27 protein-coding genes are annotated in these 23,694 nt (G+C 45.4%); 15 read left to right on the top strand and 12 right to left on the bottom strand.

Annotated elements, in window-relative coordinates; genetic code table 11:
* Position 1: 1 nt before the first annotated feature.
* Together JFQ59_RS11530 and JFQ59_RS11525 are read right to left on the bottom strand one after the other, a co-directional pair.
* Positions 2–589, bottom strand: coding sequence for an SAM-dependent methyltransferase (locus JFQ59_RS11530; RefSeq protein ID WP_202320655.1), 588 nt, complete (start codon positions 587–589; stop codon positions 2–4).
* On the bottom strand, positions 574–927 hold the full coding sequence (locus JFQ59_RS11525; protein WP_202320654.1) for a hypothetical protein: 354 nt from the start codon (positions 925–927) through the stop codon (positions 574–576). The genes JFQ59_RS11530 and JFQ59_RS11525 overlap by 16 nt, the downstream gene beginning before the upstream one ends.
* A 161-nt stretch (positions 928–1,088) precedes the next feature.
* Here JFQ59_RS11525 and cbiM point away from each other — a divergent pair, with 161 nt between their 5' ends.
* From cbiM to JFQ59_RS11500, 5 genes are read left to right on the top strand one after another with little or no spacing between them, the layout of a single operon-like run.
* On the top strand, positions 1,089–1,742 hold the full coding sequence (gene cbiM / locus JFQ59_RS11520; protein ID WP_202320653.1) for a cobalt ECF transporter S component CbiM: 654 nt from the start codon (positions 1,089–1,091) through the stop codon (positions 1,740–1,742).
* Positions 1,739–1,996 carry an energy-coupling factor ABC transporter substrate-binding protein gene (locus JFQ59_RS11515; RefSeq protein ID WP_202320652.1) on the top strand — a complete coding sequence of 86 codons (258 nt, stop codon included), beginning with the start codon at positions 1,739–1,741 and terminating at the stop codon, positions 1,994–1,996. Before cbiM ends, JFQ59_RS11515 begins: the two co-directional genes overlap by 4 nt.
* Complete coding sequence (gene cbiQ, locus JFQ59_RS11510) at positions 1,989–2,708, top strand: cobalt ECF transporter T component CbiQ (protein WP_202320651.1); 720 nt, start codon at positions 1,989–1,991, stop codon at positions 2,706–2,708. The genes JFQ59_RS11515 and cbiQ overlap by 8 nt, the downstream gene beginning before the upstream one ends.
* Positions 2,654–3,655: an ATP-binding cassette domain-containing protein gene (locus JFQ59_RS11505; protein ID WP_230972490.1), complete on the top strand. Its 1,002-nt coding sequence runs from the start codon at positions 2,654–2,656 to the stop codon at positions 3,653–3,655. The genes cbiQ and JFQ59_RS11505 overlap by 55 nt, the downstream gene beginning before the upstream one ends.
* A gap of 1 nt (position 3,656) precedes the next feature.
* Positions 3,657–4,163, top strand: a complete 507-nt coding sequence (locus JFQ59_RS11500; RefSeq protein WP_202320650.1) for a methyltransferase domain-containing protein — start codon at positions 3,657–3,659, stop codon at positions 4,161–4,163.
* Position 4,164: 1 nt separating this feature from the next.
* On the opposite strand, the gene JFQ59_RS11495 is transcribed toward JFQ59_RS11500, so the two are convergent.
* A complete protein-coding gene (locus JFQ59_RS11495) occupies positions 4,165–4,545 on the bottom strand; it encodes a class II SORL domain-containing protein (protein ID WP_202320649.1) in 381 nt (126 codons plus the stop codon).
* Positions 4,546–4,651: 106 nt separating this feature from the next.
* Entirely contained in the window at positions 4,652–5,188 is a 537-nt protein-coding gene (locus JFQ59_RS11490; RefSeq protein ID WP_202320648.1) for a winged helix-turn-helix transcriptional regulator, read from the bottom strand.
* Positions 5,189–5,289: 101 nt separating this feature from the next.
* Between JFQ59_RS11490 and JFQ59_RS11485 the strand changes: the two genes are divergently transcribed.
* The 3 genes from JFQ59_RS11485 (at position 5,290) to JFQ59_RS11475 (ending at position 9,040) form a co-directional block, all read left to right on the top strand.
* Complete coding sequence (locus JFQ59_RS11485; RefSeq protein ID WP_330999886.1) at positions 5,290–7,473, top strand: heavy metal translocating P-type ATPase; 2,184 nt, start codon at positions 5,290–5,292, stop codon at positions 7,471–7,473.
* A 19-nt stretch (positions 7,474–7,492) separates the two neighbouring features.
* Positions 7,493–7,696 carry a cation transporter gene (locus JFQ59_RS12695; protein WP_330999885.1) on the top strand — a complete coding sequence of 68 codons (204 nt, stop codon included), beginning with the start codon at positions 7,493–7,495 and terminating at the stop codon, positions 7,694–7,696.
* A 219-nt stretch (positions 7,697–7,915) separates the two neighbouring features.
* The gene (locus JFQ59_RS11475; protein WP_202320646.1) at positions 7,916–9,040 is read left to right on the top strand and encodes a radical SAM/SPASM domain-containing protein; all 1,125 of its coding nucleotides are present in this window, start codon (positions 7,916–7,918) and stop codon (positions 9,038–9,040) included.
* An 87-nt stretch (positions 9,041–9,127) separates the two neighbouring features.
* Here JFQ59_RS11475 and JFQ59_RS11470 read toward each other — a convergent pair whose 3' ends face one another.
* The 3 genes from JFQ59_RS11470 to JFQ59_RS11460 are packed head-to-tail and all read right to left on the bottom strand — an operon-like array spanning position 9,128 to position 10,700.
* Complete coding sequence (locus JFQ59_RS11470) at positions 9,128–9,637, bottom strand: helix-turn-helix transcriptional regulator (RefSeq protein WP_202320645.1); 510 nt, start codon at positions 9,635–9,637, stop codon at positions 9,128–9,130.
* A 50-nt stretch (positions 9,638–9,687) separates the two neighbouring features.
* Positions 9,688–10,356: a M48 family metalloprotease gene (locus JFQ59_RS11465; RefSeq protein ID WP_202320644.1), complete on the bottom strand. Its 669-nt coding sequence runs from the start codon at positions 10,354–10,356 to the stop codon at positions 9,688–9,690.
* Complete coding sequence (locus tag JFQ59_RS11460; protein ID WP_202320643.1) at positions 10,353–10,700, bottom strand: BlaI/MecI/CopY family transcriptional regulator; 348 nt, start codon at positions 10,698–10,700, stop codon at positions 10,353–10,355. The genes JFQ59_RS11465 and JFQ59_RS11460 overlap by 4 nt, the downstream gene beginning before the upstream one ends.
* 111 nt (positions 10,701–10,811) lie before the next feature.
* On the opposite strand from JFQ59_RS11460, the gene JFQ59_RS11455 reads away from it, so the two are divergent.
* Genes JFQ59_RS11455 through JFQ59_RS11440 form a run of 4 tightly spaced genes read left to right on the top strand, consistent with a single transcriptional unit; the run spans position 10,812 to position 14,136 of the window.
* On the top strand, positions 10,812–12,734 hold the full coding sequence (locus JFQ59_RS11455) for a heme lyase CcmF/NrfE family subunit (protein WP_202320642.1): 1,923 nt from the start codon (positions 10,812–10,814) through the stop codon (positions 12,732–12,734).
* Position 12,735: 1 nt separating this feature from the next.
* A complete protein-coding gene (locus JFQ59_RS11450) occupies positions 12,736–13,146 on the top strand; it encodes a cytochrome c-type biogenesis protein (RefSeq protein WP_202320641.1) in 411 nt (136 codons plus the stop codon).
* The gene (locus JFQ59_RS11445; RefSeq protein ID WP_230972489.1) at positions 13,133–13,822 is read left to right on the top strand and encodes a class I SAM-dependent methyltransferase; all 690 of its coding nucleotides are present in this window, start codon (positions 13,133–13,135) and stop codon (positions 13,820–13,822) included. Before JFQ59_RS11450 ends, JFQ59_RS11445 begins: the two co-directional genes overlap by 14 nt.
* Positions 13,823–13,869: 47 nt before the next feature.
* On the top strand, positions 13,870–14,136 hold the full coding sequence (locus JFQ59_RS11440) for a hypothetical protein (protein ID WP_202318670.1): 267 nt from the start codon (positions 13,870–13,872) through the stop codon (positions 14,134–14,136).
* Between the two features lie 75 nt (positions 14,137–14,211).
* Here JFQ59_RS11440 and JFQ59_RS11435 read toward each other — a convergent pair whose 3' ends face one another.
* From JFQ59_RS11435 to JFQ59_RS11425, 3 genes are all read right to left on the bottom strand, one after another.
* Positions 14,212–15,516: a NosD domain-containing protein gene (locus JFQ59_RS11435; protein WP_202320639.1), complete on the bottom strand. Its 1,305-nt coding sequence runs from the start codon at positions 15,514–15,516 to the stop codon at positions 14,212–14,214.
* A gap of 124 nt (positions 15,517–15,640) precedes the next feature.
* Positions 15,641–15,994 carry a response regulator gene (locus JFQ59_RS11430; protein WP_230972487.1) on the bottom strand — a complete coding sequence of 118 codons (354 nt, stop codon included), beginning with the start codon at positions 15,992–15,994 and terminating at the stop codon, positions 15,641–15,643.
* A gap of 1 nt (position 15,995) precedes the next feature.
* Complete coding sequence (locus JFQ59_RS11425) at positions 15,996–17,411, bottom strand: PAS domain-containing protein (RefSeq protein ID WP_202320638.1); 1,416 nt, start codon at positions 17,409–17,411, stop codon at positions 15,996–15,998.
* A gap of 208 nt (positions 17,412–17,619) precedes the next feature.
* Here JFQ59_RS11425 and JFQ59_RS11420 point away from each other — a divergent pair, with 208 nt between their 5' ends.
* Entirely contained in the window at positions 17,620–19,152 is a 1,533-nt protein-coding gene (locus JFQ59_RS11420; RefSeq protein WP_202320637.1) for a class I adenylate-forming enzyme family protein, read from the top strand.
* Here JFQ59_RS11420 and JFQ59_RS11415 read toward each other — a convergent pair.
* Complete coding sequence (locus JFQ59_RS11415) at positions 19,133–19,591, bottom strand: MaoC/PaaZ C-terminal domain-containing protein (protein ID WP_202320636.1); 459 nt, start codon at positions 19,589–19,591, stop codon at positions 19,133–19,135. The two genes, JFQ59_RS11420 and JFQ59_RS11415, sit on opposite strands and share 20 nt — an antisense overlap.
* 94 nt (positions 19,592–19,685) lie before the next feature.
* Here JFQ59_RS11415 and feoB point away from each other — a divergent pair, with 94 nt between their 5' ends.
* Together feoB and JFQ59_RS11405 are read left to right on the top strand one after the other, a co-directional pair.
* On the top strand, positions 19,686–21,599 hold the full coding sequence (feoB, locus tag JFQ59_RS11410; protein ID WP_202320635.1) for a ferrous iron transport protein B: 1,914 nt from the start codon (positions 19,686–19,688) through the stop codon (positions 21,597–21,599).
* Positions 21,599–22,210 carry a metal-dependent transcriptional regulator gene (locus tag JFQ59_RS11405; RefSeq protein WP_230972486.1) on the top strand — a complete coding sequence of 204 codons (612 nt, stop codon included), beginning with the start codon at positions 21,599–21,601 and terminating at the stop codon, positions 22,208–22,210. The genes feoB and JFQ59_RS11405 overlap by 1 nt, the downstream gene beginning before the upstream one ends.
* Here JFQ59_RS11405 and JFQ59_RS11400 read toward each other — a convergent pair.
* Positions 22,203–23,694: acetate--CoA ligase family protein (locus tag JFQ59_RS11400; RefSeq protein ID WP_202320634.1), on the bottom strand; the 1,492-nt coding region annotated here is incomplete at its 5' end. The two genes, JFQ59_RS11405 and JFQ59_RS11400, sit on opposite strands and share 8 nt — an antisense overlap.

The raw sequence follows: 23,694 nt of genomic DNA, 5'->3' as shown, positions 1-23,694 counted from the left end.
ATCACCTTCTTGCAATCAAAACGCTGAAGTAGCTAGCCTTGTCAGGCATATCCTGATAAACTCTCTCGCCATCCATAAACATCCTCTCCAAAAGGATGAAATCAGAAAAACCCTTTGAAATGAGCTCCTTCTTAATTTCTCTGGGTTTCTTAACCTTCAGTACAACGGCAACGCCGGTATCCTCTAAATCCTGCGTCGTAATAAGGGCCGAATCTGCAACAAAAGTTTCTGTTTTTGCCAGTGCAACCGATATGCTGCTTATTCCCGGCACAATCTCAATTTTGTGGTCAGGGTTCAGCTTTCTGACCTCATTTACAAGATGATGGAAGGTCGAGTAAAAAACAGGATCGCCAAGACAGCAAAATGCAATTTTCTCCCCATCCCTATTTGAAATCTCCCTTGCAAGGTTTTTGACGACGTTCTCACTATCTCCCATAGGAAACTCGACAATTCTAGGCTCTCTTATGCTCTTGACGATTTCATAAGCCATCTTTCCCGGAACTATAACCTCATCAGCTTTCTTTATAACTTCTATTGCCCTGAGAGTGAGATGGCCTTCTGTCAGTCCTATACCTACCCCATACAGCAACTCACCACCCCCGTCTTCGGTGAAATCATGATCCTTCCTTTTAGCCCATACCTGCAGACATCTGTCAAATACACTGGAATACCTGCAGTTGCTATAAACCCTGGCAGGAAATCCTCCTTACCGTGGAAAGCCTCGGGAAGACTGAAAGCCCTGTACGACAGATACGTCATCAGCAATACGATGGAGAGAAGGGCTCCACCGAACAGAAATGAGGGGCGAGCCTGCGTTTTAGCAATCAAACGTATAGTGGACAGAGATGGCAGAAGTCCAAGTAGCAACATTAATGTGAAGTCTGAAGATTCCATGCTTTCACTGGTGGGTTTTTGTTCATACCTCACACTTCAAAGGGTGTGGAATAGTTTTTAAAATTTTTTGAATTCGAAATAAAGTTAATTTTACAATTTCTCTGTTTATGTAGTAAGATCGTCTTTATTTTCATTCCAAAAAACTTAAATAAACACTGTTTGAGTCAGAATCAAAAAAATTGGAGGTGATGTGTTTGCACATAATGGAGGGGTACCTCCCTGTTGAATGGGCTGCATTCTGGTATATATTCTCGCTGCCCGTCGTTGTCTACGGTGCAATAAAGGTCAAAAAACTTCTGGACGAAAACAGTACACTGAAATCCCTTATTGCAGTAGCCGCAGGGTTCATATTTGTACTCTCCGCACTCAAACTCCCCTCAGTAACGGGAAGCTGCTCGCATCCAACAGGAACAGGTGTAGCTGTTGTATTCTTCGGACCTGCCGTTACGGCATTTCTCTCCATGATAGTTCTTCTCTATCAGGCCCTGCTTCTTGCCCACGGAGGTATAACCACACTTGGAGCAAATACAGCATCAATGGGCATTGTAGGGCCATTTGCAGGATGGGTTGCGTATAAGGCGTTAAAAAACGCAAATATGAAGGCAGCGGTTTTCTTTGCCGCAATGGTCTCTGATCTTGTAACCTACGTTGTGACGTCCCTGCAACTTGCACTTGCTTTTCCGAGTACCTCTGGTATCGCAGGGATAGTGAAGTCTGCTGCAACATTCATGGGGATATTTGCAGTTACACAGATACCACTCGCCATTCTTGAGGGCATAGTTGCTGTGATGCTCGTGAGCTACATTATTGAAGTGAGAAGCGATGTCCTCGAGGTGGTCAAGGCATGAAAAAGCCACTTATAGTTCTGGTGTTGCTCATAACCTCAATAGCCATTGTAAGCGCCGAGAAATGGGCCGGAGCCGACGACATGGCAGAAGATGCCATAAACAAGATAAACCCGGACTACCAGCCCTGGTTCAGTCCCGTATTTGAGCCCCCAAGCAGTGAGATCGAAAGTATGCTTTTCAGCCTTCAGGCTGCGTTTGGAGCTCTAATCATTGGTTATTTCCTGGGGTATTACAGGGGACTTAACCATGCATGACACTCTGGAAATCGTACAGATGAATTCAAGGAAGATTATCGACGGAAATCTAAAAGTTTATTTTTCTTTGCTGTCCCTGATCATTATCCAGTTTGGTGCTGCTTCCCAGATTCTGGCGCTAGCGGTATTTGCAGCCCTGTCCATTTATGCGGACTGGAAAAGTTACATCAAAATCCTGAGGATTCCTCTACTTTTTCTGATGGCTGGGTTACTGGTGATTCTTTTCACAGTTGAGGGAAAACCAATTTTTCGCATCGGTTTCCTGGTTATCAGCAACAGGAGTGCCCAGATTGCCATGCAAACTTTTCTCAGGAGTCTGGCATCCTTTACAATAATGAGTTTTCTCGTGATAACAACATCCATTCCCGAGTTCGTTTCATCTTTATCAAAACTTAGAATACCCAGTTTCATTACCGAAATCCTGTTTCTGGCTTACCGAGCAATTCAGATTCTCATGGAAGAGATTTACAGACTGGATACAGCAGCATCTGTCAGAATGGGGTACAGGAGTGCTTCATGTATGGTAAGAACGACTTCCTTGCTGGCATTTTCGTCTTTCATACGTGCAATGAACAGGTCTGAGATAATGGATGAGGCAATGAAGACCAGGTGTTATGACGGAAAATACCCATTGCTTGGTGGAGAAAACAGGGGTGTTTGGCTGTCAGTGTTGATAATTACCGGACTGATGGCAGCAGGGTGGTTGTTTTGATTCAGGCCGTAAAGCTGAGGTTCAGCTACAGGGATAGGGAAGTTTTGAATGGCATCGATTTCATAGCAGAAAAGGGTAAGGTTACGGTTTTGATGGGCAGGAACGGTGCCGGTAAGACAACTTTACTGAAGCATTTCAACGGTTTGCTGAAACCATCGTCCGGAAAGGTATTGATTGACGGAGAGGAAGTAAAATACGACAGGAAAAGCCTTCTAAAAGTGAGAAAGAAGGTATTTTACGTCTTTCAAAATCCGGATGACCAGATCCTTTCCCCAACAGTGTGGCAGGATGTAGCATTTGGACCTAGAAATCTGGGATTGAGCGGGAATGATCTCGAAAAGGTGGTAAAAGATGCACTGAAGGCTGTTGGGCTAGAGGGGTATGAAAAAAGACTCTGCAGCACGTTAAGTGGTGGTGAGAAGAGAAAGCTGGCAATAGCCTCAGCTCTGGCCATGAATTCCGATTACTACATTATGGATGAGCCCTCCGCCAATGTGGATGGTGATGGGTTTGAGATGATTGTGGAAACTGTCGAAAAACTCAGAAGTGACGGGAAGGGTGTCGTGGTCTCAACCCACGACCTTGATCTGGCCAAAGCTGTTGGAGACAGATTTTACTTCATGGAGAATGGCAGAATAGTCTGGAGCGGGGAAAAGTTCAACTACAGGATTGCAAGAAAACTCGGAATCAGAACATTTGCCTTCGGAAAGGTAATCCTGAGCGATCAGGTCAATCATGCAGTAAAAAAGGTGGATTATGTGGCCGTGCAGAACGGAGATGCCAGCATTGAGCGTTCGTTCAGGATTATAAGTGGAAATGCTGTCTTCGAAAGGGCCGTTCTAAAAGCAATCGAGGGATACTGCGTTCTCTTTGTGTGCGATGACGTTGAAAGGATGGCGGAGAAGATGGAAAAATATCCGATTGATGTGGAGATTCTGGAGGAATAGAATGGGAGAAACAAAGAGGGGAAAATTTACGAAAGAAGAAGTGATAGGTGTGGTATTTTCGAAGTTGAAACCCACGAGGAAAGATGTCTTTGCCGATATAGGATGTGGAAGTGGTGCGGTTACCAGATTTTTTGCTCCCTACGTCAGGAAGGTCTTTGCCATTGACCTGACAATTTCAGAGGATGTGAGAAAAAATCTGGAGGGGTTCGAGAACGTGGTGATCTTGGAAATGGATGGAAAGGACTTTTTAAAAGAATATGACGTGGATCTGGTATTCATCGGCGGAACCAGGGGTGTGGAAGAAATTCTTGAGATCTGCAATGCACGGAGGATCGCTGTGAATGCTGCGAGGATCGAGGTTGTAACACTGGTTGCCAGAAAAATGAGGGAGCTTGGAATTTTCAGAGAGATTATAGCGGTAAATATTGCGAAAAGCTATGAACTTGCCGGAGGGCTGGCTTTCAGACCGTTGAATCCGATTTTTATTGTGTACGGCGAAAATCTTTGAGTTAAAACCTCAGCTCGTATTCATTTTTCCACAATCCGTGGATATTGCAGTAAGATGTGGCTATCAGCTTACCGGCCTTCTCCGTTCTGAACGTAAAAAGGGCTATCGGCTCGGTGTACACGGTGCTTGTATTGGCACCTTCGGTGGATGCGCCGTGGGCCAGAAATTCAGCCCTTCCAATCTGGAACGGAAACCTTTCCCCATCAGGCAGGAAGAACAGCTCTATCCACGATATGTGATGTTCAGTAGTGTTGGGATGTGGAATTTCCTTTCCCACTGTCACCTTTATCACTACCGGACTCTTCTTTCCTGCCTCACCAACAACCTCTATAACGGGAACGTGCTTCTCCTTTTTCCAGTCTGCAGTCTGAAACATTTCCATCCTCTCTCACCCATCTTTTTTTGTTGTTGACAAACTTAAAATTTTCTTACCGATTTCGAACCTGAAGTTTGCAGGAACAGCAATTTTTCTGGTATGCCCGAAATACCTAGGAAATAAGTGTCTTGAACTCTCGCAGGCACGTTTTGCAGCAGAGCACATAGACTTTATTGCGGTATTTGTAAATTACAGGCTCCTCAAAAGCCTCCTTTCCGCAGTAATCACATTTGAATGGAACTCTTGCCCTGAAAGGTCTGTCTCTTACCACTCTTTCTATTACCGGTAGTATTTCAAGAACCTCAAATCCGGTCCTCTCTATAATTCTCGCAAGCTCGTTCATATCGTTTATTAAAACTCTTATGAGATACCTCCTGCTTGTGATTCTGTTTATCTCGACAATTTCCTCCACCTTCTCCAGTTTCTCCAGTTCAGCCTCAACGATCAAAAAGACTGAACTGTCGTTTTCAAGAGCGGATGACAGCATGACTGTATATCCCGTAATTATACCCTCCTTTTCAAGTCGCTCTATTCTGGATTTTACAGTCTGCCTGCTAAGATTAAGAGCCTTGGCCATTTCAGATATACTCATTCTTGCGTTCTCCTTGAGCATGTTGATAATTTTGAGATCGTATTCGTCGAGTTTCATCGCCAATTTTTTAAACTTGACAAAATATAAATTTTATCCGTCTTCATTTAACACTTTGTTAAAAATTAACCTTATTTAGTTGTCAGCCTATATTTATCATTGTGAGTGAAGAGGAAGTTCTGGATTTCAGAATAGGCGGAATGAGCTGTGCGATGTGCGTTAAGTCAATAGAAACACGTGTCAGCCATATTGAAGGAGTCAAAAGTGTTACCGTCAACCTATCCACTGAAAAAGCCAGAGTTGTTTTCGATCCGAGATTGACCAGTGCAGAGGATATCAAAAGTGCAATAGAGGAGATCGGTTACAAAGTTCTTGAGGTGGAGAGTGAGAAAGAAGAAAATGAGTCGGGAAGATTAAGAAGACTGTACTTCGCTGCTGTGGCGGGAGCGTTTTTGCTGATAGCTAATTACGGCAAACTTCCGCTTCCGGACATTCTGCAGATGATCATCGCCAGTGCAGTTATGGTGTACTCTGGAAGGGAGATGTTCCTCTCAGCATTCAGATCGGTAAGGCACAGAACGCTCAACATGGACGTTATGTACTCAATGGGTGTGGGAAGTGCCTTTGCAGCGAGCATACTCTCGACAGTGGGTGTCCTTCCCCCGGAGTACACGTTCTATGAAACATCGGTGATGCTTCTCGCCTTCCTGCTTCTCGGAAGAACGCTTGAAGCCAGGGCAAAAGCAAGAACCGGTGAGGCGATTAGGAAACTTGCAGCATTGAAGGCAAAGAAGGCAGTGGTTCTGAGAGATGGAAAGGAGGTGGAGGTGGAAGCAGAAAGTGTCAGAGTTGGGGACATCGTGGTGGTTAAGCCCGGAGACATGATTCCCGTGGACGGTGTTGTGGTTGAAGGCGAAAGCTATGTTGACGAATCATCCATCACGGGCGAACCGGTTCCAAAATTCAAGAGTGCTGGAGATGAGGTGATAGGAGGCACAATAAACAAAAATGGTGTGCTGAAGGTGAGGGCAACGAGGGTTGGCAGAGACACAGTGATAGCTCAGATCATAAAGGTTGTGGAGGAAGCGATGAGCAGCAGACCGCAGATACAGAGAATTGCAGACAGAATAGTGTCCTACTTCATTCCCACAGTTTTGAGTATAGCCATTATCTCATTCGTGTACTGGTACTTCATTGCCGGCCAAACCTCTCTGTTCGCCTTCACAGCTCTTATAGCAGTACTGGTCGTGGCCTGTCCCTGTGCCTTTGGTCTGGCCACCCCAACGGCGCTTGCGGTTGGGATGGGAAAGGGGGCGGAGCTCGGGATTTTGATTAAGCATGGTGAAGCTCTGGAGATTGCAGGAAAGGTTAGTACGGTTGTGTTTGACAAGACAGGAACATTGACGAGGGGTAAACCCGAGGTAACGGATGTCGTCAGCATCAGTATGGGAAAAGACGATGTTCTCAGACTTGCCGCCATAGCCGAGAGAAGGAGTGAGCATCCAATAGCTGAGGCAATAGTGAGAAGAGCTGAGATTGAAGGAATTGAGGTTGATGAACCGGAGAAGTTCGAGGTTCTGCCGGGAAAGGGAGTGGTAGCTTCGATAAACGGCAAGAGAATTCTGGTCGGAAACAAAAAGCTGATGATTGAGAACGGAGTGGCGGTAAATGAACTGGACGGGATACTGCAGGATCTGGAAAAGGGTGGTAAGACTGCAGTAATTTTGAGCCTGAATGGAAGCGTTGCCGGTGTTATTGGAATCGCCGACACCCTGAAGGACGATGCAGCAGAGGTTGTTGAGGAGCTCCACAGAATGGGAAAGAAGGTGGCCATGATCACAGGAGACAACAGAAGAACGGCAGAAGCCATTGCCAGACAACTGGGAATAGACCACGTTCTGTCAGAGGTCCTTCCCCATGAGAAGGCGGAGGAAATTAAAAGGCTGCAGCAGGATGGAGAGATAGTTGCTTTCGTCGGTGACGGTATAAACGATGCCCCCGCCCTTGCCCAGGCGGATCTCGGTATAGCCATCGGCAGCGGGACAGACGTCGCAATTGAAAGCGGCGATATAGTTCTGATCAGGGAAGATCTGAAGGACGTTGTTGCCGCAATACAGCTCAGCGAAAAGACCCTCGGTAAGATCAAACAGAACATCTTCTGGGCTCTGATCTACAATGCGGTGCTGATTCCCATGGCTGCGGGACTGCTCTACCCACTCTACGGCATACTGTTCAGGCCCGAGTGGGCCGGGTTCGCAATGGCCATGAGCAGCGTCAGCGTTGTTACCAACTCGCTGCTGATGAAAAGATATGTTCCTCCTGTCAGGTCTGGAGGGGTTAAATAAAAAGAAAGGAGGTGATGGTATGAAAAAGGTGAAGCTGGAACTGTCCGGCCTCTCATGCGGGCACTGCATAGCCAGAGTTAAGGCCGCCCTTGAGAAGGCCGGTGCCAGAGTTAACGAGGTGAACCTGAACGAGGCAGAGATAGAGGTTGCGGAAGATGAGAGTGTTGAGAAATACATACAGGCTGTACAGGAGGTAGGATATGCGGCAAGCCTGAAAGAATAATGTTGCCAAAAGGGGGGTGATGATGGTGAGAATAAAAAAGGTTGAAAGGAGAAAGGCCGGAATCTGCAAGTGCCATGTCTCGTGCTGATAGAATTTTCAGAGAGACCATTTGCCTGGCATGCGATTTCTACAAACCCGGAGATGCCCTGGAGTGTGCAGGATTCAAAGTTCTCAAATATTTTGTTGAAACGGGGCGACTTACACTGGAGGAGATAGAAATTGCAGTATCTCTGTCTTGCAAAGAGAACTCTGCTCAGGAAGTTCGGAAATAATTTCTACGCCTACAATGCGAAATCTGACACGCTATACGAGTTAGACGATGAAGCTTTTTATTTTTTATTGAAATGCGATGGTAGAAGACAGGAAATTGACGGTCAAACCCTTAAATACCTCCTGTCAGAGGGTCTCGTTGAACTGAGCTCTGAACACAGAGATATTGAATTCTATCAACAGGAAGAACCATCTCTGAGATACCTGCTCTTGAACATTACATTGAAATGCAATCTGAAGTGTCAGCACTGTTATGTGAAACAGAAGGACGTTTTCATGGATTTTGAAACGTTCAAAAAAGCTGTAGATGACTTTTACAGACTTGGCGGGTTAAAGCTGATAATCTCGGGTGGTGAGCCACTTTTACACCCTGAAATTTTTAGATTTCTCGAATATTCAAGAAAGTATCCTCTGAGAGTCGTTCTTCTTACAAACGGCTATCTGATAAACAAAGAGACGGCACTGAAAATTTCTGAGCTTGTTGACGAGGTACAGATCAGTCTCGACGGGCTCAAGGGGCATAAAAAACTCAGAGGTCTTGGATGGGAGAAGGTTGCTGAAAATATAAGACTGCTCTCTGAAATAACAGACGTGAGTGTATCGACGATGATAACGAAATACAACGTTGACGAATTTGAGAAGATGAGAAAACTGTTGGAGAAGACAAAAATAATCAGGTGGAGCATAGACGTGCCCACTACTGAAAAAGAACTGATTCCGTCAGAAATTGAAATCAGGAAAATCATGACCGATTACGGTTTCGGAGATCTGGGTCATGTGAGCAGTCCGGGATACTGCTGTGGAGCCCATTACTGCGAGATAAATGCAGATGGATCTGTTAAGAAATGCGGATTCTTTGATGAATCTGTCGGGAATGTCAGAGAAGGATTGGAGGTGTCCTGGAGTAGATTGAAGAGGAACCATATTTGGAAAATCGAAGATTTGAAATGCTCATGCAGCTTTATGGACGATTGCAGAGGTGGCTGCAGATATCGTGCTCTTGTTTATTCAGGAGATCTGTTTTCATGCGACCCGGTAATGTGTCTGCTTTATGGAGTTGAGAGCTGTCCCTGATGTTGCAGCTTGCAGTCCTCACCGACTCACTTTTCCCTTATGCTCCCTCTCCTTACCAGCACTGACACAGTAAAACTTAATTTCTCATCAATTTTTAACCCAGTCACTCAGATATAGCTTGAAGGTTTTTCCAAACCTCTCCCTGTAAATCAGGTCTTTTTCCTCCAGCTTCTTAATTATCATCGATATTTTTGAGTGCGAGAACTCCGTTCTCGCTCTGAGCGAGTCCTGAGTTATGCCCTCATTATCCGCTATTATCCCAAGCACCAGCGCCTCATCATCGTTGAGAAGCTTTGAGGCAAGTTTGAGCCTGTCCTCGACCGGGTTCGTTTCTGTGTTTTCGACTGCAGGTGGCTCCTGCAAACCTTCCTCCAGATCAGCAACCATTTTAGCCCTCTCTCCTTTTACGAGAATAAGATAAGCTCCTGCAAAAAGTAACATAATGCCAGCAATCCCGGAAAGAGAGGGAAGCAGACCAAGATAATACTGTCCCATCATCATGTAATGGTGCGATGTTGGTGAGTAGGTAATGTAAATTGCGAGAAGGATCATTCCCAGCCCGGCCAGCAGTAACCCCGTCCTCTCGTTTTTTTGCATGAAACTACTCTATAACAGTGTTTATAAAGTTTTAGACTTTTTTCAGGGTTTTAGAAATCGTACAGACCTCCCTCAGCAAGATAAAAAAGCAAAATTTTCTTTTTCGCTGATTCGTTTACGATCTCACCGACCAGCCGATTTGCATACTCGTCAGCCATTTTTTCAAAATCCACAGCGGGAATAAAGGTTAGCACACGCAAATTTCTGATGAGAGGGTACCTGTTTTGCCTCACATGAAAGGCCTCATGGGCTATTACAGCTCTGATTTCTTCTTCGTTTAGGATCTCAAGCAAACCTTTAGACAGGAAAACATCTCTGCCGAGCGTAAAGGCTTTTGGGATTTGGGACGAAAAAACGAAAAGTCTTGAGCGTTTCGAACTCGAGACATCTCTCAGAAAACTCTCTAGGTGCAAAAGTCTTTCTATACTGTATTTCTCTGACAGATACCACCTGTAAACCACTGGTGCAATCAAAAAAAGTGTGAGGGCAGACAGAGCGTACAAAACATATAGTTTTACTATCAGTGAAAACTCACAATCCATCCCCAGGTAAAGAACCGGCAACAGGCTGATTAAAGCCACATTCAGACCCCAGTAATACTTGAGTTTCCCGAAACCGTTACTTCTAAAGTATCCGATCGCCGCTACGGCTATCACCAAACCAATTCCAGAGAATGTTGCCCCGTATTCATCCAAACATGAAATGAGGCAAAGATTCATTTCAACACCTTTTTGTGGTAGTAGTCTATGACCAGATCACCAAATTTTTCCATGAGAGTGTCGAGAATCTTTTCCACGACTCTTTTCTCTGCTTCCTTCGGGGAAACTGTGGGATAATACAGGAATCTGTATCTTCCATCCTTTTTTTCCCTTTTCCTCAATGCGTATCCAGAAGCTACAAGCCTATCAAGTGTCGCCGCAACACTTGAAATCGGGGCGCTTACACCCTTCGAGATCTCTGAAACTCCCGAACCGGGATTTTCCCATATATACTGGACTATTTCCCGTTCGAGAGGAGAAAAAGGAGATATCCTGTCCACCTCTATCCTTTTTTCCCTAACCACGCTCCCTTTTTAGCTTTTAAAGATTTAAACTTTTACATTCCGAAATGAAAAAATTTAAATACTAATTTACGTCAGGTGAAAAAATGATAACAGTGTTAAAAAGGTGATAGAATGGCCATAGAAGCGGGAAGCTTGCTGCTCTACTCAGCTTTAGTCTCCTCCGCCTATACAATCATCTCCTTTTACGAGTCGGCATTAAAAGCAGACACAAACCTGAACAAAGCTCCAGTACGACTTACGGCTATTATCCTAACGGTTTCCCTGCTTACTCTCGGCTACTACTTTCTGACTGACAACTTCACAATTGAATACGTTTATTCCCATTCGACATCGGAGCTTCCAGTCCACTACAAAATCTCTGCAATCTGGGCAGGTTCCGAGGGTTCGTTTCTTCTGTGGACGTGGATTTTTTCAGTGATGCTTTTGATATTCACAGAGCTGGAACGTCCGGATAGATTGACGACACAATCTGCTCTCATTCTCGCAATGCTGTTAAGCGTCATGGTATTTTTCACCATGGCATTTCAAAATCCGTTCAAGATTATCGAATCGAATCCACCTCATGGCCTGGGCCTGAATCCGCTGCTTGAAACACATGAGATGCTTTTTCATCCACCAGTACTATTCACAGGTTACGCTGCTGCAGCATTCCCGTTTGCTTTATCCATTTCCGGTCTCTATCTGCTTGACGACAGGTGGATACTGAGAGCCCGGAAGTGGGCACTGATTTCATGGCTTTTCCTAACTGCCGGAATCCTCCTGGGCGGGTTCTGGTCCTATCGCATTCTCGGATGGGGAGGGTTCTGGGCATGGGATCCGGTTGAAAACGCCTCGCTGCTTCCCTGGCTTACACTCACAGCCTTTCTCCACAGCATAATGATACAGGAAGCAAGAGGAGGTATGAAAATCTGGAACTTCCTGCTCGCTCTGACAAGCTTCGAATTCGTGTTACTCGGCACCCTCATAACCAGAAGTGGAGTGATTACTTCCATTCATGCATTTGCTGAGAGTACAATTTCCATACCCATAACCCTCCTTATGACGGGGACTTTCGTTTTCTCTCTGCTTTTGCTGCACAGACGTATAGGAGAGATACAGAGCTTTGACGTAATTGAGAGTGCAGTATCAAAAGAAGCAAGCTTCCTGCTCAACAATCTTTTGTTAACTGCCTTCGCTCTTATTGTTTTCTGGGGGACAATTTTTCCAATTTTCACAGAAGCTTTTCTGGGGTACAGGTCGTCAATTGGAGAAAAGTACTACCTGCAAACGGTCTCACCTGTTGCCTTCTCACTGGTAGCTTTAATCGGGTTTTGTGCTGGACTTCAATGGCGTAAAAGTGACAGAAAGAGGCTGAAAATACTCTCAACTGTATTTATTGTCGTTTCAGCCGCATCACTCATCGCCGGATACCTGACAAAGATGGGGGCGATCGATTTCATTGCTCTGACGTTCGCACTGTTCTCCCTGGCGTTACAGGGGTATCAGTACATCAGAGACGCCATCGTTTTCAAAAGAGAATACGGAAATCTGAGCTTTATAAAAATTTTAATCCTGAAAAGGAGGAGATATGGAGGATACCTTGTACACCTCGGTGCCATAATTGTGTTCCTGGGTGTGGTTGGGAACTGGGGATATTCACATGAGCAGATACTGGAACTAAGGAAAGACCAGCCTGTCGAATTTTACGGTTACCAGTTAATATACCGAGGTTACAACTTTGAGAATACATCAAACAAAGTGGTGGCGTTTTCTGATGTAGAGGTGGTAAAAGATGGGATTTCAGCTCTGATTCAACCTCGTATAGAGTATTACGTTGTTCAGGGTCAGGTGATAAGAAAGCCGGGGATTTCAAGATACCCGCTGGTGGATATCTACGTCATAATAGAAAAACTCGGAAAAGAAAAGGGTATTTTCAAAGTAAAGATTAACCCTCTGACGAGTTTCATCTGGAATGGATCAGTGCTTATGATTGCTGGTGGACTGGTTTCTCTAACTCCAAGGAGAATCGTTGCGAAAGTCAAGGGTGGTGGCTGAGATGAAGAAAGTAGCAGTTCTATTTCTATTCTTCGCAATACCTACTGTCTATGCTACAGCGCTTGAGGACCTTGAAGGAGACCTTTTCTGTGCCTGTGGGTGTGGAAAGTTACTCAGAAACTGCGACTGTGAAGTGTCCTACAGGATGAGAGACGAGATAAAAAGCATGCTCTCATCGGGAGCAAGCAGAGACGAAGTGATCTCAGCACTTCAGGAAAAATACGGCAGGAACATCATCGCTACACCACCAAAGGAAGGATTTTTTCTGGGTCTCTGGTACTACCCGGGAATTGTTGTAGTGGCAGGATTGATAATTGTTTACGCACTACTGAATCGAAGAAAAACGAGCTGGCTGGGAGATCCGGATGATACAATTAACTATGAGGAGGAGATGTGGTATGATGAAGAGTGACGTTAAAAGGTACAATAGAATAGCTCCACTGTACGACCTGATGGAATCTCCGATGGAACTGATTAACTTCAAAAGGTGGAGGAAACTGCTTTTCGATGAAATGAAAGCTGATGAGAACTCTTTAATACTCGAAATCGGTGTCGGAACGGGGAAAAACATTCCGTTCTACCGGAACAACCACTTTGTTGCGATAGACATAAGCGAGAAGATGATTGCCAGGGCGAAGAAGAAAAGTGGAAGTAAAATCGTTGACCTCGTAATTGCCGATGCTGAACGCATGCCCTTTAAAGACGAAAGTTTCGACATAGTATACTCGACCTTCGTTTTCTGCTCAGTTGACGACCCGGTCAGGGGATTGAAGGAAGCGTATAGAGTTCTGAAAAAGGGCGGGAAGGCCTACTTTTTAGAGCACATGCTGCCAGAAAACAGAATCCTCGCAGCAATCTTCAACATCCTCAATCCTCTTTTCAGGTTTTTCGGGCCAGAGATAAACAGGCGAACTGACAAAAACATAAGAAAGGCAGGATTTCGGATTGAAAAGCAAATATTTCTGCTTGGTAGCGTTTTCAGACTAATAACGGCAGTAAAGGACGCCAATACGGATAATGAAACGTCACAGACTCGATTGAAACGTTCTGAAATGAAGGGGAGCCTTTCAAATAGACGTTTTAACTGACAAGGTACTTTGCCCATGACGTTAACAGTGTTTTGAGGTGATGTGAGATGGACTGGAAGAAGGTCGGAATCGTGGTGGCCCTTGCAGTTGCTGCAGGGCTGTATGTTGCGGCTGCAATGCCCTGGGGAATGATGGGATACATGGGATACGGTGGATACGGCATGCCCATGATGGGCGGATACGGGCCAGGGTACGGAGGTATGGGATATCCGGGCTACCAAGGATACGATGTAAATCAGACGCAACCGCAGGGCTATTACGTGCCGTATGGCTACTACGGCGGTCACGGCTGTCCGATGATGGGATACTGGTAAATTTTTTTATTTTATTATTACCCTATTTTTCCAGTTCGAAGCAACCCATTATAAAGTTCACATCAAAAATCTGCGTTATTTTCTCTCCACCATCTTCCCGATACTGTCAACAAATCTTTTTATCCTGTCAGCACTTTTTTTGATCAGAGAAAGGGCAACTTCTTCATCAATCTCCCCCCACGATTCGAGTGTTAGAAGGATGGCCGTGAGTGGAGTGCGGATTTTATCGGCAATAATATCAAGCAGTGTCTCGATTTCTTTTTTTAGCTGTGGATTTCTGATCGTTCTCTCCAGAACCGAGTTGAGGTCCTTGTGGTCGAAATTTACTTCCTCAGAGAACTTTGAAATCTCGTCTATTAGCTGGTTCTGAGCTTCGGTGCAGATGATGGATTTGATGTCTGCCGAAACTGGCCCTCCATAAACCTCGGCCACAAGTCTGACCTTCCTCCCGTCTTCAAGCTCTATTTCATCGAGAGGAATAAAAACAGGACTTTCAAAAAAGCCCATTTTTTTGAATTGGTCTGAATAAACATCGCAAGTGTTGTTTCTCACTGCTGTATCCCTTACGACATTTCCAGTCGAGTCTATCAGATATACTCCGTAACAGTTCCCTTCAACGAGATTTGAAACGAACAGATTCTCGTTGGAATTAATCAGGGAGATTCCAATTCTGCAGTTTTTCACTTCACACCCCTCTATGAGGCTTCCGGTTGTGTTCCACATCAAAATTCCTGTAGAAACGTTTGAAATTTTCAGATTTTTTAGAGTTAAGTTGCGGCAGTTTACAGCCACTACCTGCCCTGCATCGGTCACAATTTCACCTTTTGCATTTTCGAGATAAACAAGAGGCTTTCCATTTATTGTGTTTCCCTCTACTCTGTTTCTCCAGCTCTCCCACAACCCAAGCCCACCATCAAAAAACGTGTTTGAGAGAATCTGGTTGTCATAAGAACGGCGGAGGTACAGTTCTCCTTTAATCCTGTTTTCAACTATTGCGGCGTTTCTTGAATTCTCGATTAGAATTCCACCTTCCACAACGTTGGATTTAATTCTCATGTTGACAGAATTCGCTATCCTTATCCCTGTTGAGCAACCTGCAATTTTGTTTTTGATAATATCACAGCCGTTTGCCTCGACACATATTCCGTTTATGCCGTTAACGATGGAAAAACCCTCAACCCTAACACTGTCGGCGATAATCCTTAAAACACAGTCGGCCCCACCACCATTTACAGTCACTTCTCCATCCGACCTTAAAATAAGGGGTTTGTCTATGTAGAGAGTCTCATTATAAGTACCTGACCTGACTAAAATTATCTCTTCCGGCCCAGCATTTTTAATTGCCTGATTTATGGAAATGGAATCATCAGGAACTCTCACAGGCATACCTTGAAAATAACCATATATTATTTTTACGTAAACCTCATTCCAACATTATGTGTTTTGCTCGCTGCATCAGACCACAATCCATCTTTCGTGCCCCTTTTATTTTCCAGAGATTTTCTCACCCGAGATATTTCTCAACAGTCTCTATCAACTTCTTTCTCGTGAAAGGCTTCTCTATAACTTCCTTGGCTCCTGCATCAAGCAGTTCTTGACCCCTTCTTCGAATGTATGCGGAAATGCCTATTATTTTCGCCTCTGGATCAAACTTCAGAATTTCTTTTGTAGCCTCTACTCCATCCATGACAGGCATTGCTATATCCATCAAAACCAATTCCGGTTTAAATATCCTGTACAATCTCACAGCCTCCTCCCCGTTGGTGGCGGTGATGACATCATACCTGTTTCCCAGCATGATCTGCACCGCCTCCAGAACTGCGGCATCATCTTCCACAACCATAATTCTGCGCCTCATATCAGCCCACCTTTTCTCCTCCCAGATCTCCTAACAGATTCCTCACACGTTCGGACTCTTCCCATCTGTCCTCCAACTGTCGTACAAGCTCAAGTATTCTTTCGTGCTGTTCGTTTATCTTTCTCCTGATCTTTTCATCTTCGACGTAAATCTCCGTGAACCCTCTTGCCGCTGCCAGAGGATTTCTGATACGGTCAACCAGAAAAGCCATCTGGTCTATGTTTCTGCTAATCTGCTCATACGCCCACCTTTCCGCCTCGTCAATTTCAATTGCTTTTATGGCAAACGCAAGGTCTCCTGAAAGAGTTTTAATCAGATCCAGTTCATCGTCCGAGGGTCTTTTTTCCGCCTGTACAACCAGACCGCCCTTTACCTCCTCCTTAACCATCATCGGTAATGCGCATCTGAACATTGTTCTGTGCTCGCCGTAAAACCTGCATTTCCTGCAGTCCTCCACCTCTCCTTCCCTGAACACCTCACGTCCGGTTTTGATAGCCTCGATCAGGCAGTTAACGTCATCACCCGTAGTCCTCAATCCTATGGATGGCAGAAAGACGCTGTCTTCCTCTGTGATTCCAACCCAGCAGTTCATGTGTCTGATGTGTCTGAGTTTCTCTGCAGCTTTACTGACAAGCTCCATTTTGTCCTTCTCGTAGACCATCAGTTTGTTGATTTCCTTTATCACCTCTAGCATGTTGTTTACTCTCACAAGCCGGGTTATCTCCTGTACGATGTGCAGGGTGTATTTTTCACCACTCAGCTCAACAGGTACGATATGTGTCAAAAAATGTCTGCCGTCTCTTTCTCCCATCACCGTCAGCGATCTGCCATCCTTCAGCACCTTTCTGATGTGGGAGAGTCTTCTCTCGGCAACTTCTCTTGAAAATATCTCACGTAGGTTTTTACCGACAGGGTTCATACCAACACTTCTCACGGCCGCCGGATTCGCCTCCACTATGGTTCCCTTGCTGTCAATCAGTACGACGATGTTGGGCGTATTTTCAAATATTTTCCTGAACTTCTCCTCAGCGTCTCTCAACCTCAGTTCCAGCAGCTTTCTCTCGGTCACATCTCTCGCAATTCCAAGGATTGCAACGAGCTTTCCATTCTCAAAAATCGGTCTCGTTTTGACCTCAACCCACAGGTCTTTCCCGTCTTTAGTTTTGATTAAATACTCAGCGGGTTTTTCCAGAGGTTTTCCGCTCTTCAAAATCTCGTTAAATCTCTTCTGTGCTGTTGACAGGTATTCTTTTGCAATTATATCTCTCAGATTAACTTTTCCTGCCTCATAATGAAGAATTTTGCGGGCCATTTTGTTTGCATAGAGTATATTCCAGTCTGTATCGCATACGTAAACAATTTCATTCAGCTCATCAAGAACATCCGGAAGTATCCTTAACATATCATTTAGGTTCAAGTTTTACACCTCCATGGTGATGGTAATTATTGTAGTCATAATCAATTAAAATTTTTTTCTCCTTCTCACCCACACAGTATAAATATTTCTCCACTCAACTGCAGAAAGAAACTTTAATGGGGAAAAGATGCCATGTTACACCAGCACTGGCTTCGGTCATACAAATTAGAACGAATAAATGTTAAATAATTTTAAAGGTAATTGGAATATGGTTCCCGAGTTCGATTATCTCTGGCAGTATCTTGACCACTGGGCAGAAATTGATGAAAGATTTCCGGCAATAAAGTTTAAGGGAAAAGAAATCAGTTACGGGGAATTGAAGAACAACGTTGACAGGCTGGCAGCCTCGCTTCTGAGTCTGGGAGTGAAGAAAGGTGACAGGGTCTCCACTGTTCTACCGATGTGTCCTGAATATGTTTACTCGTTTCTGGCCTGTTCCAAAATAGGTGCCATATGCGTTCCGATGGACGTGAGGTACAGGACGGCTGAACTGAGAAAATTTCTGAGGCATGCTAGGCCTGAGGTCGTGATGGCTGCAGAAAGCTTTCAGGAAAACGATATAAAGACGACTTTAACTGAAATAAAAGAGGAAATAGGCAATCCTGAAATTTTCTTTCTGGACTCCGGATTTGAGGAACTTCTGAAAGGTGAGCCTCTGGAACGGGTGGTGGAACAGTCCCCCGATGATGACATCCTGATAATATTCACCGGAGGGACAACAGGAGTTCCGAAAGCAACCCTTCTGTCCCACAGAAACATCATTTCGATGGCCATCGGAGAGCTGAAAAGTCTGGTGAGATACGTTGGCAGGGAAGAGAGAATGACCACCCTGGTCCATCTACCCCCCAGCCATGTTGGCGGAACGACAGAGCTGCTTGCAACGGGAGTCGTCAACGGATCAAAAATGATTCTGGTCGATCACTGGAGACCGGACACAGTTTTGAGGGAACTGAGTGAGGAAAAGATAACCTTTTTCGGAGCCGTTCCCACGATGTTTGCCCTTCTGTTCTCCCTCAATGTCCCCCTTCCATCGGTTGAACTCCTCGTAACTGCAGGTGAAAAGCTCAATCCAGAGCTTCTCAGAAGAATGGTGGCATGGTGCGAGAAGGTGGGAGTTGGATATGGTTCAACCGAGACGGCGGGGTTCGTCACATTTTCGCAGCCAGAGGATGATCCGGCGAAGTTTACGGAGGGATACGTGGGCATACCGTTTGACGGCGTTGAGATAAAAATTGTCGACGGCAGTGGAGTTGAGCTGAAGGACGGGGAGATCGGAGAAGTGCTGGTAAAGGGGCCTATGGTAAGCAAGGGATATTTCAACCAGCCTGAAGAGACGGAAAAGGGATTCAGAGACGGATACTGGGTGAGTGGGGATCTGGGATACAAAAAAGGAGAGGAGCTTTACATAGTCGGAAGAAAAAAGGAAGTTATAAGGGTTGGCAGCTACACGGTTCTGCCCTCGGAAATTGAGGAAGTTGTTATGAGAAATCCCGGAGTCGGTATTGCTGCTGCTTTCGGCTATCCGCATGAGATTTACGGAGAAGTCGTGTGGCTGGCGGTGGTGCCGAAGGCAGGAGAGAAGATAAACGAGGCTGAAATCATTGAAGCATGCAAAAGAGAGCTGGCTGACTTTAAGGTTCCGAGAAGAGTGCTGATAATGGACTCCATTCCCCTGACACGACTCGGAAAGGCAGACAGGATAAAGTTAAAGGAGACCATTCTTAAGGAGTTTTCCGGATGAGGGCAGAGTAAAGGGCGGTGAGTACTGTCTCGTCTTTCTGATTTTTTACCTCCAGCCGGTATGTGACCACGCCTCTTTTTTCGTCGAGGTCTTCTTTATCCACAACCTCCGCCCTGGCTGCTATGGTGTCGCCGATAAAAACCGGTCTGAGGAATCTGACCTCCTTTACGCCAAAAAATGCGATAACCGGACTAACATCGTATTTGGAGAGAATCACCTGATCCACCATTCCGAGAGCTATGCTGAGAACGAGCATTCCCTGAGCTACCTGGCGTCCGAAGACCGTTCTCTTCGCAAACTCAGTATTGGTGTGGAGTGGAAAGAAGTCTGCAGTCAGGTAGGCAAACGTCCAAACATCGGTCTCAGTTATTGTTCTCGGAACCGAATCGATGCTTTCACCGATGTTTATGGTGTCAAAATATATTGGCCTACGGGACATATTTTTTATTGGAACGGCAATTTTAAAGATTTACCGTTCGGGATTTTTTAAAGATAAACCAAAACTTTTAAATAATTTAGGCTTACCTAAATTCATGGAATGTCACGGTGTTAATCCAGAGATTCCAGGGAAAATAAGGGTAGCGCTTGTGGGAAATCCAAATGTTGGCAAAAGTGCACTTTTTTACGCTCTGACAGGAAAATACGCAACGATATCAAACTATCCCGGAACAACGGTTGACATCGCCGTGGCGAAGATGGAGAACTTCACAATCATCGACACTCCCGGAATGAATTCGCTGGTTCCTGTTACTGCAGAAGAGGAGGTCGCAAGAAGGCTTATGGAAGATGCTGACATCATAGTCCATGTTGTTGATGCCAAGAACATAAAGAGGGCTTTGCCCTTTACCCTTCAACTGATAGAGGCGGGCTTTAATGTTATCCTCGTCCTCAATGCGGTCGATGAGGCGGAAAGCCTTGGAATTGAAATCGATGAGAAAAAGTTGAGCGAAAGGATCTCAATTCCTGTGGTCAAGACTGTAGCAACTGAAAAGAGAGGTATCGGCAACCTCAAAGAGGAAATAAGGAAGTGTGCTGGAAGAAAAATGTCAAAAACTAAAGTCATTCAATTCAGCGAGACGATTGAGAAGTTGATCTCGGAGATAGAGACTCTGATTAAGGGAGAATACAGGATCAGCAGGAGGATGATCTCCGTTCTTCTCCTTCTCAGAGATCCAGAAATTAAGAAGCTGCTTGAGGGAGAGGAAAATTATGAGATAATACTTGAAAAGGCCAGCTCTCCCGCACTTCCTTATGAGGTGATGAAGGAGATTTACGAAAATGCTGAAAGAATACTGGAGGACGTTGTGATAAAAAAGGAGGTACCGCACAGCTTTTTGAGAAAGTTTGGTGAGCTGTCCCTGAATCCAGTTTTCGGCATTCCTCTGTCACTGCTGTCTCTCGCCTTCATATACCTGCTTGCAGGATACGTCGGAGCCCAGATTCTTGTTGATTTCATTGAAACATGGTTTGAGAATAACGTAAACTCGATCGTTAACGGTATCCTGCTCCAGTATGTTCCGAACTACTGGATCAGAGAGCTAATCGGTGGTGAGTACGGTGTGGTGACTCTCGGACTGAGATACGCAATAGCGATAATTTTTCCCATAGTTACGACATTCTTCATAGCCTTTTCAATCCTTGAAGACTCCGGACTCCTTCCCAGAACTGCCTATCTGCTGGACGGACTGTTTAAGAAGATAGGAATGAGCGGGAGAGCCGTGATTCCTCTTTTGCTCGGAACCGGTTGCGGAACGATGGCCGTTATCGTCACAAGAATTCTCGAATCCTGGAAGGAGAGAGTTATAGCGACAATCCTTCTCGCAGTTGGAATTCCTTGCAGCGCTCAGCTTGGAGTCATGCTGGGAATAGCGCCGGATTTCAAAGCACTGCTTATATGGCTCGGGGTAGTATCCTCAGTGCTGATCATTGCGGGTTACCTGTCCTCAAAGGTCATCCCCGGACCGTCGCCCATGTTTTTCATCGAGATACCACCAATAAGAATTCCAAAAATCAAAAACATCTTCTACAAAACCGTATCAAGATTGGAATGGTACTTCAAGGAAGTTCTGCCCATTTTTATACTGATAAGCGTGGCGATATGGATCGGGAGAATTACAGGAGTATTTGATTTAATAGTGGCAGGTCTGAGCGTACCCGTTACCGCAATAGGTCTGCCTGAAAGCACTTCGGAGGTATTCCTTTACGGCTTTTTCAGGCGAGACTACGGTGCAGCAGGACTGTTTGATCTCGCAACCAAGGGAGCTATGAGCTACTCCCAGATTGTTGTTGCGATGGTTGCATTAACACTCTTCGTCCCCTGTGTGGCCCAGTTCACAATTATCTGCAAGGAGAGAGGAATACGGTGGGGAGTTGCAGTTTTTATTCTCTCAGTCGTAATCGCATTTGCAGTTGGGGCATTAACAGCCCTCATGCTCGGGGTGATATGATGAGCGAGAGGATCGAGAACGCTCTAAGGGATATCTGGATGAAACTTGAAATCGGTGAAAAAGCAACTGTGGATGAAAAACTGTTGGAGGAGCTTGAGAGCGAGGGGCTCGTAAGTGTGAGAAGCGGGGAGCTGGAATTAACAGAAGAGGGGAGAAGGAGGGCGGAGAAGATCGTTCGTCTTCACAGGCTGGCAGAGCGATTGCTTGCAGATATTCTCGGAATTCAGGAGGTGGAGGAGCATGCATGCAGGTTCGAACATCTAATCGATGATGAAGCGGAAGAAGCAATTTGTACACTTCTCGGCCATCCGAAGTTCTGTCCCCATGGCAGAAAAATACCGCAGGGAAAATGCTGCAGAATCAATGAGGTTGAGGTTGAGAAGGTCATATACAAGCTGAGTGAACTGTCTCCCGGGGATGTTGCAGAGATAAAGTATATCATTGCAGATGATAGAGAAACAAGGGCACTGATTTCTTCAGGAATAATTCCGGGTGTGGAGATAAGAGTAATTAGGGTTTATCCTGCATTCGTCATTCAGATAGAGAATACCCAGTTTGCCCTTGACAAGAATATTGCGAACACTATATATGTTGTAAAAAGGGCTAGATAGAAATTGAGAGCATCCACTTCAAGACCCTTACGGCTCTCTCGGGCGTTGGATATACCGGCACACCACTTTTCTCTATTTCAATCCTTGCTGTTCTCAGCTCCTCAATATCGTCCTTCATCGTGAAGAGCACAGGTTTGTCGTACTTCTTAAGCCATGAGAAGTCAAAACCGAGCGTCATGAGGCTCGGTATGAATACCCCGGCAACTATCGCATCGATATTCTCATCCTCGGCGAAAATTTTGAGGATCTCATTGAAAACTCTGTCCCCACTCTTCTCAGCAATTGGATAGAGGTCAAGCGGATTATTTATGCTGTGCCATTCTGGAGCAAATTCGTAGATTCTTTCCACCGTATTCTCGGAGTACTTTGCAAGTCTCAGACCATTCTCCACAACAGCATCTGCGGACATGACACACTCGGCCCCTGATGGCTGGATAACCCCCACCCTGTCCCCCTCTGGTAAAGGCTGGAGGGATAGCGCTTTAACCGTGTCAACTAGCTGCTCAAAGTCGTAAACCTTTGCAACACCCGCCTGTTTGCATGCAGCCTCAAAAATCTCCTCGCTTGTTGAAATTGACGCTGTGTGGCTCATCGCACTTCTCTTTCCAGCTTCGGTTCTTCCTGATTTAAGCACAACTATCGGCTTGTTTGAGCTCCTCATGACTTCGTATAGCTTCCGGCCGTTGGTGAATCCCTCCAGATAGACTGCTATCACGTCAGTTTTATCGTCCTGAATAAGGTATCTCAGTCCTTCAACCTCGTTCACATCGCACTTGTTGCCTATCGCAATTATTCTGCTGAAGCCAATGTGCCATAACGGGAGGATTATGAAGTTCGCAACTGCACCACTCTGTGCCAGAACTCCAATATTTCCCGATTTTATCCTTCGAATTATGCTGAAAAAGGACGTGAGACCGGATTCAGGGTCGAGAATGCCCATCGTATTTGGGCCTATTATCCTCATCCCGCTCTCCCTCGCAATCTCGACAATTTCCCGTTCAAGCTCCTTTCCCTCTTCCCAACCTTCTGCAAATCCGGCACTCAGAACAATGATCCCCCTGACCCCTTTTTCCGCACACTCTCTCACCACATCTCCTGCATTCCTGGACGGGACGGCAACTACGGCAATATCCACGCTGTCAGGAATAGATTTCACCGAAGGATAGCACTTAAACCCAAGTATTTCGTCAGCGTTTGGATTGACGGGGTAGATTTTTCCTCCGAAACCCAGATTCTTCAGATTGCTGACCACCCTTCCTCCGGGTTTGAGGGTGCTTCTTGAAGCCCCAATCACAGCAACGCTCTCGGCATCAAAAAAGAAACTGATGTCACCAATCTCCATATCGAACGATTTTAGCTCCCCAACAGCAATCCTCGCATCCGCAACAACGCATCCATTCTCGTAGACGAAGACGGGATTCAGGTCCATCTCAACTATACCCTCTTTCTCGACCATCTCCCCAACTCTGACGATGAGATCGACA

This window comes from Archaeoglobus neptunius, from assembly GCF_016757965.1.
GTDB lineage: Archaea > Halobacteriota > Archaeoglobi > Archaeoglobales > Archaeoglobaceae > Archaeoglobus > Archaeoglobus neptunius.
This window is presented reverse-complemented; position numbering and strand designations above follow the sequence as displayed.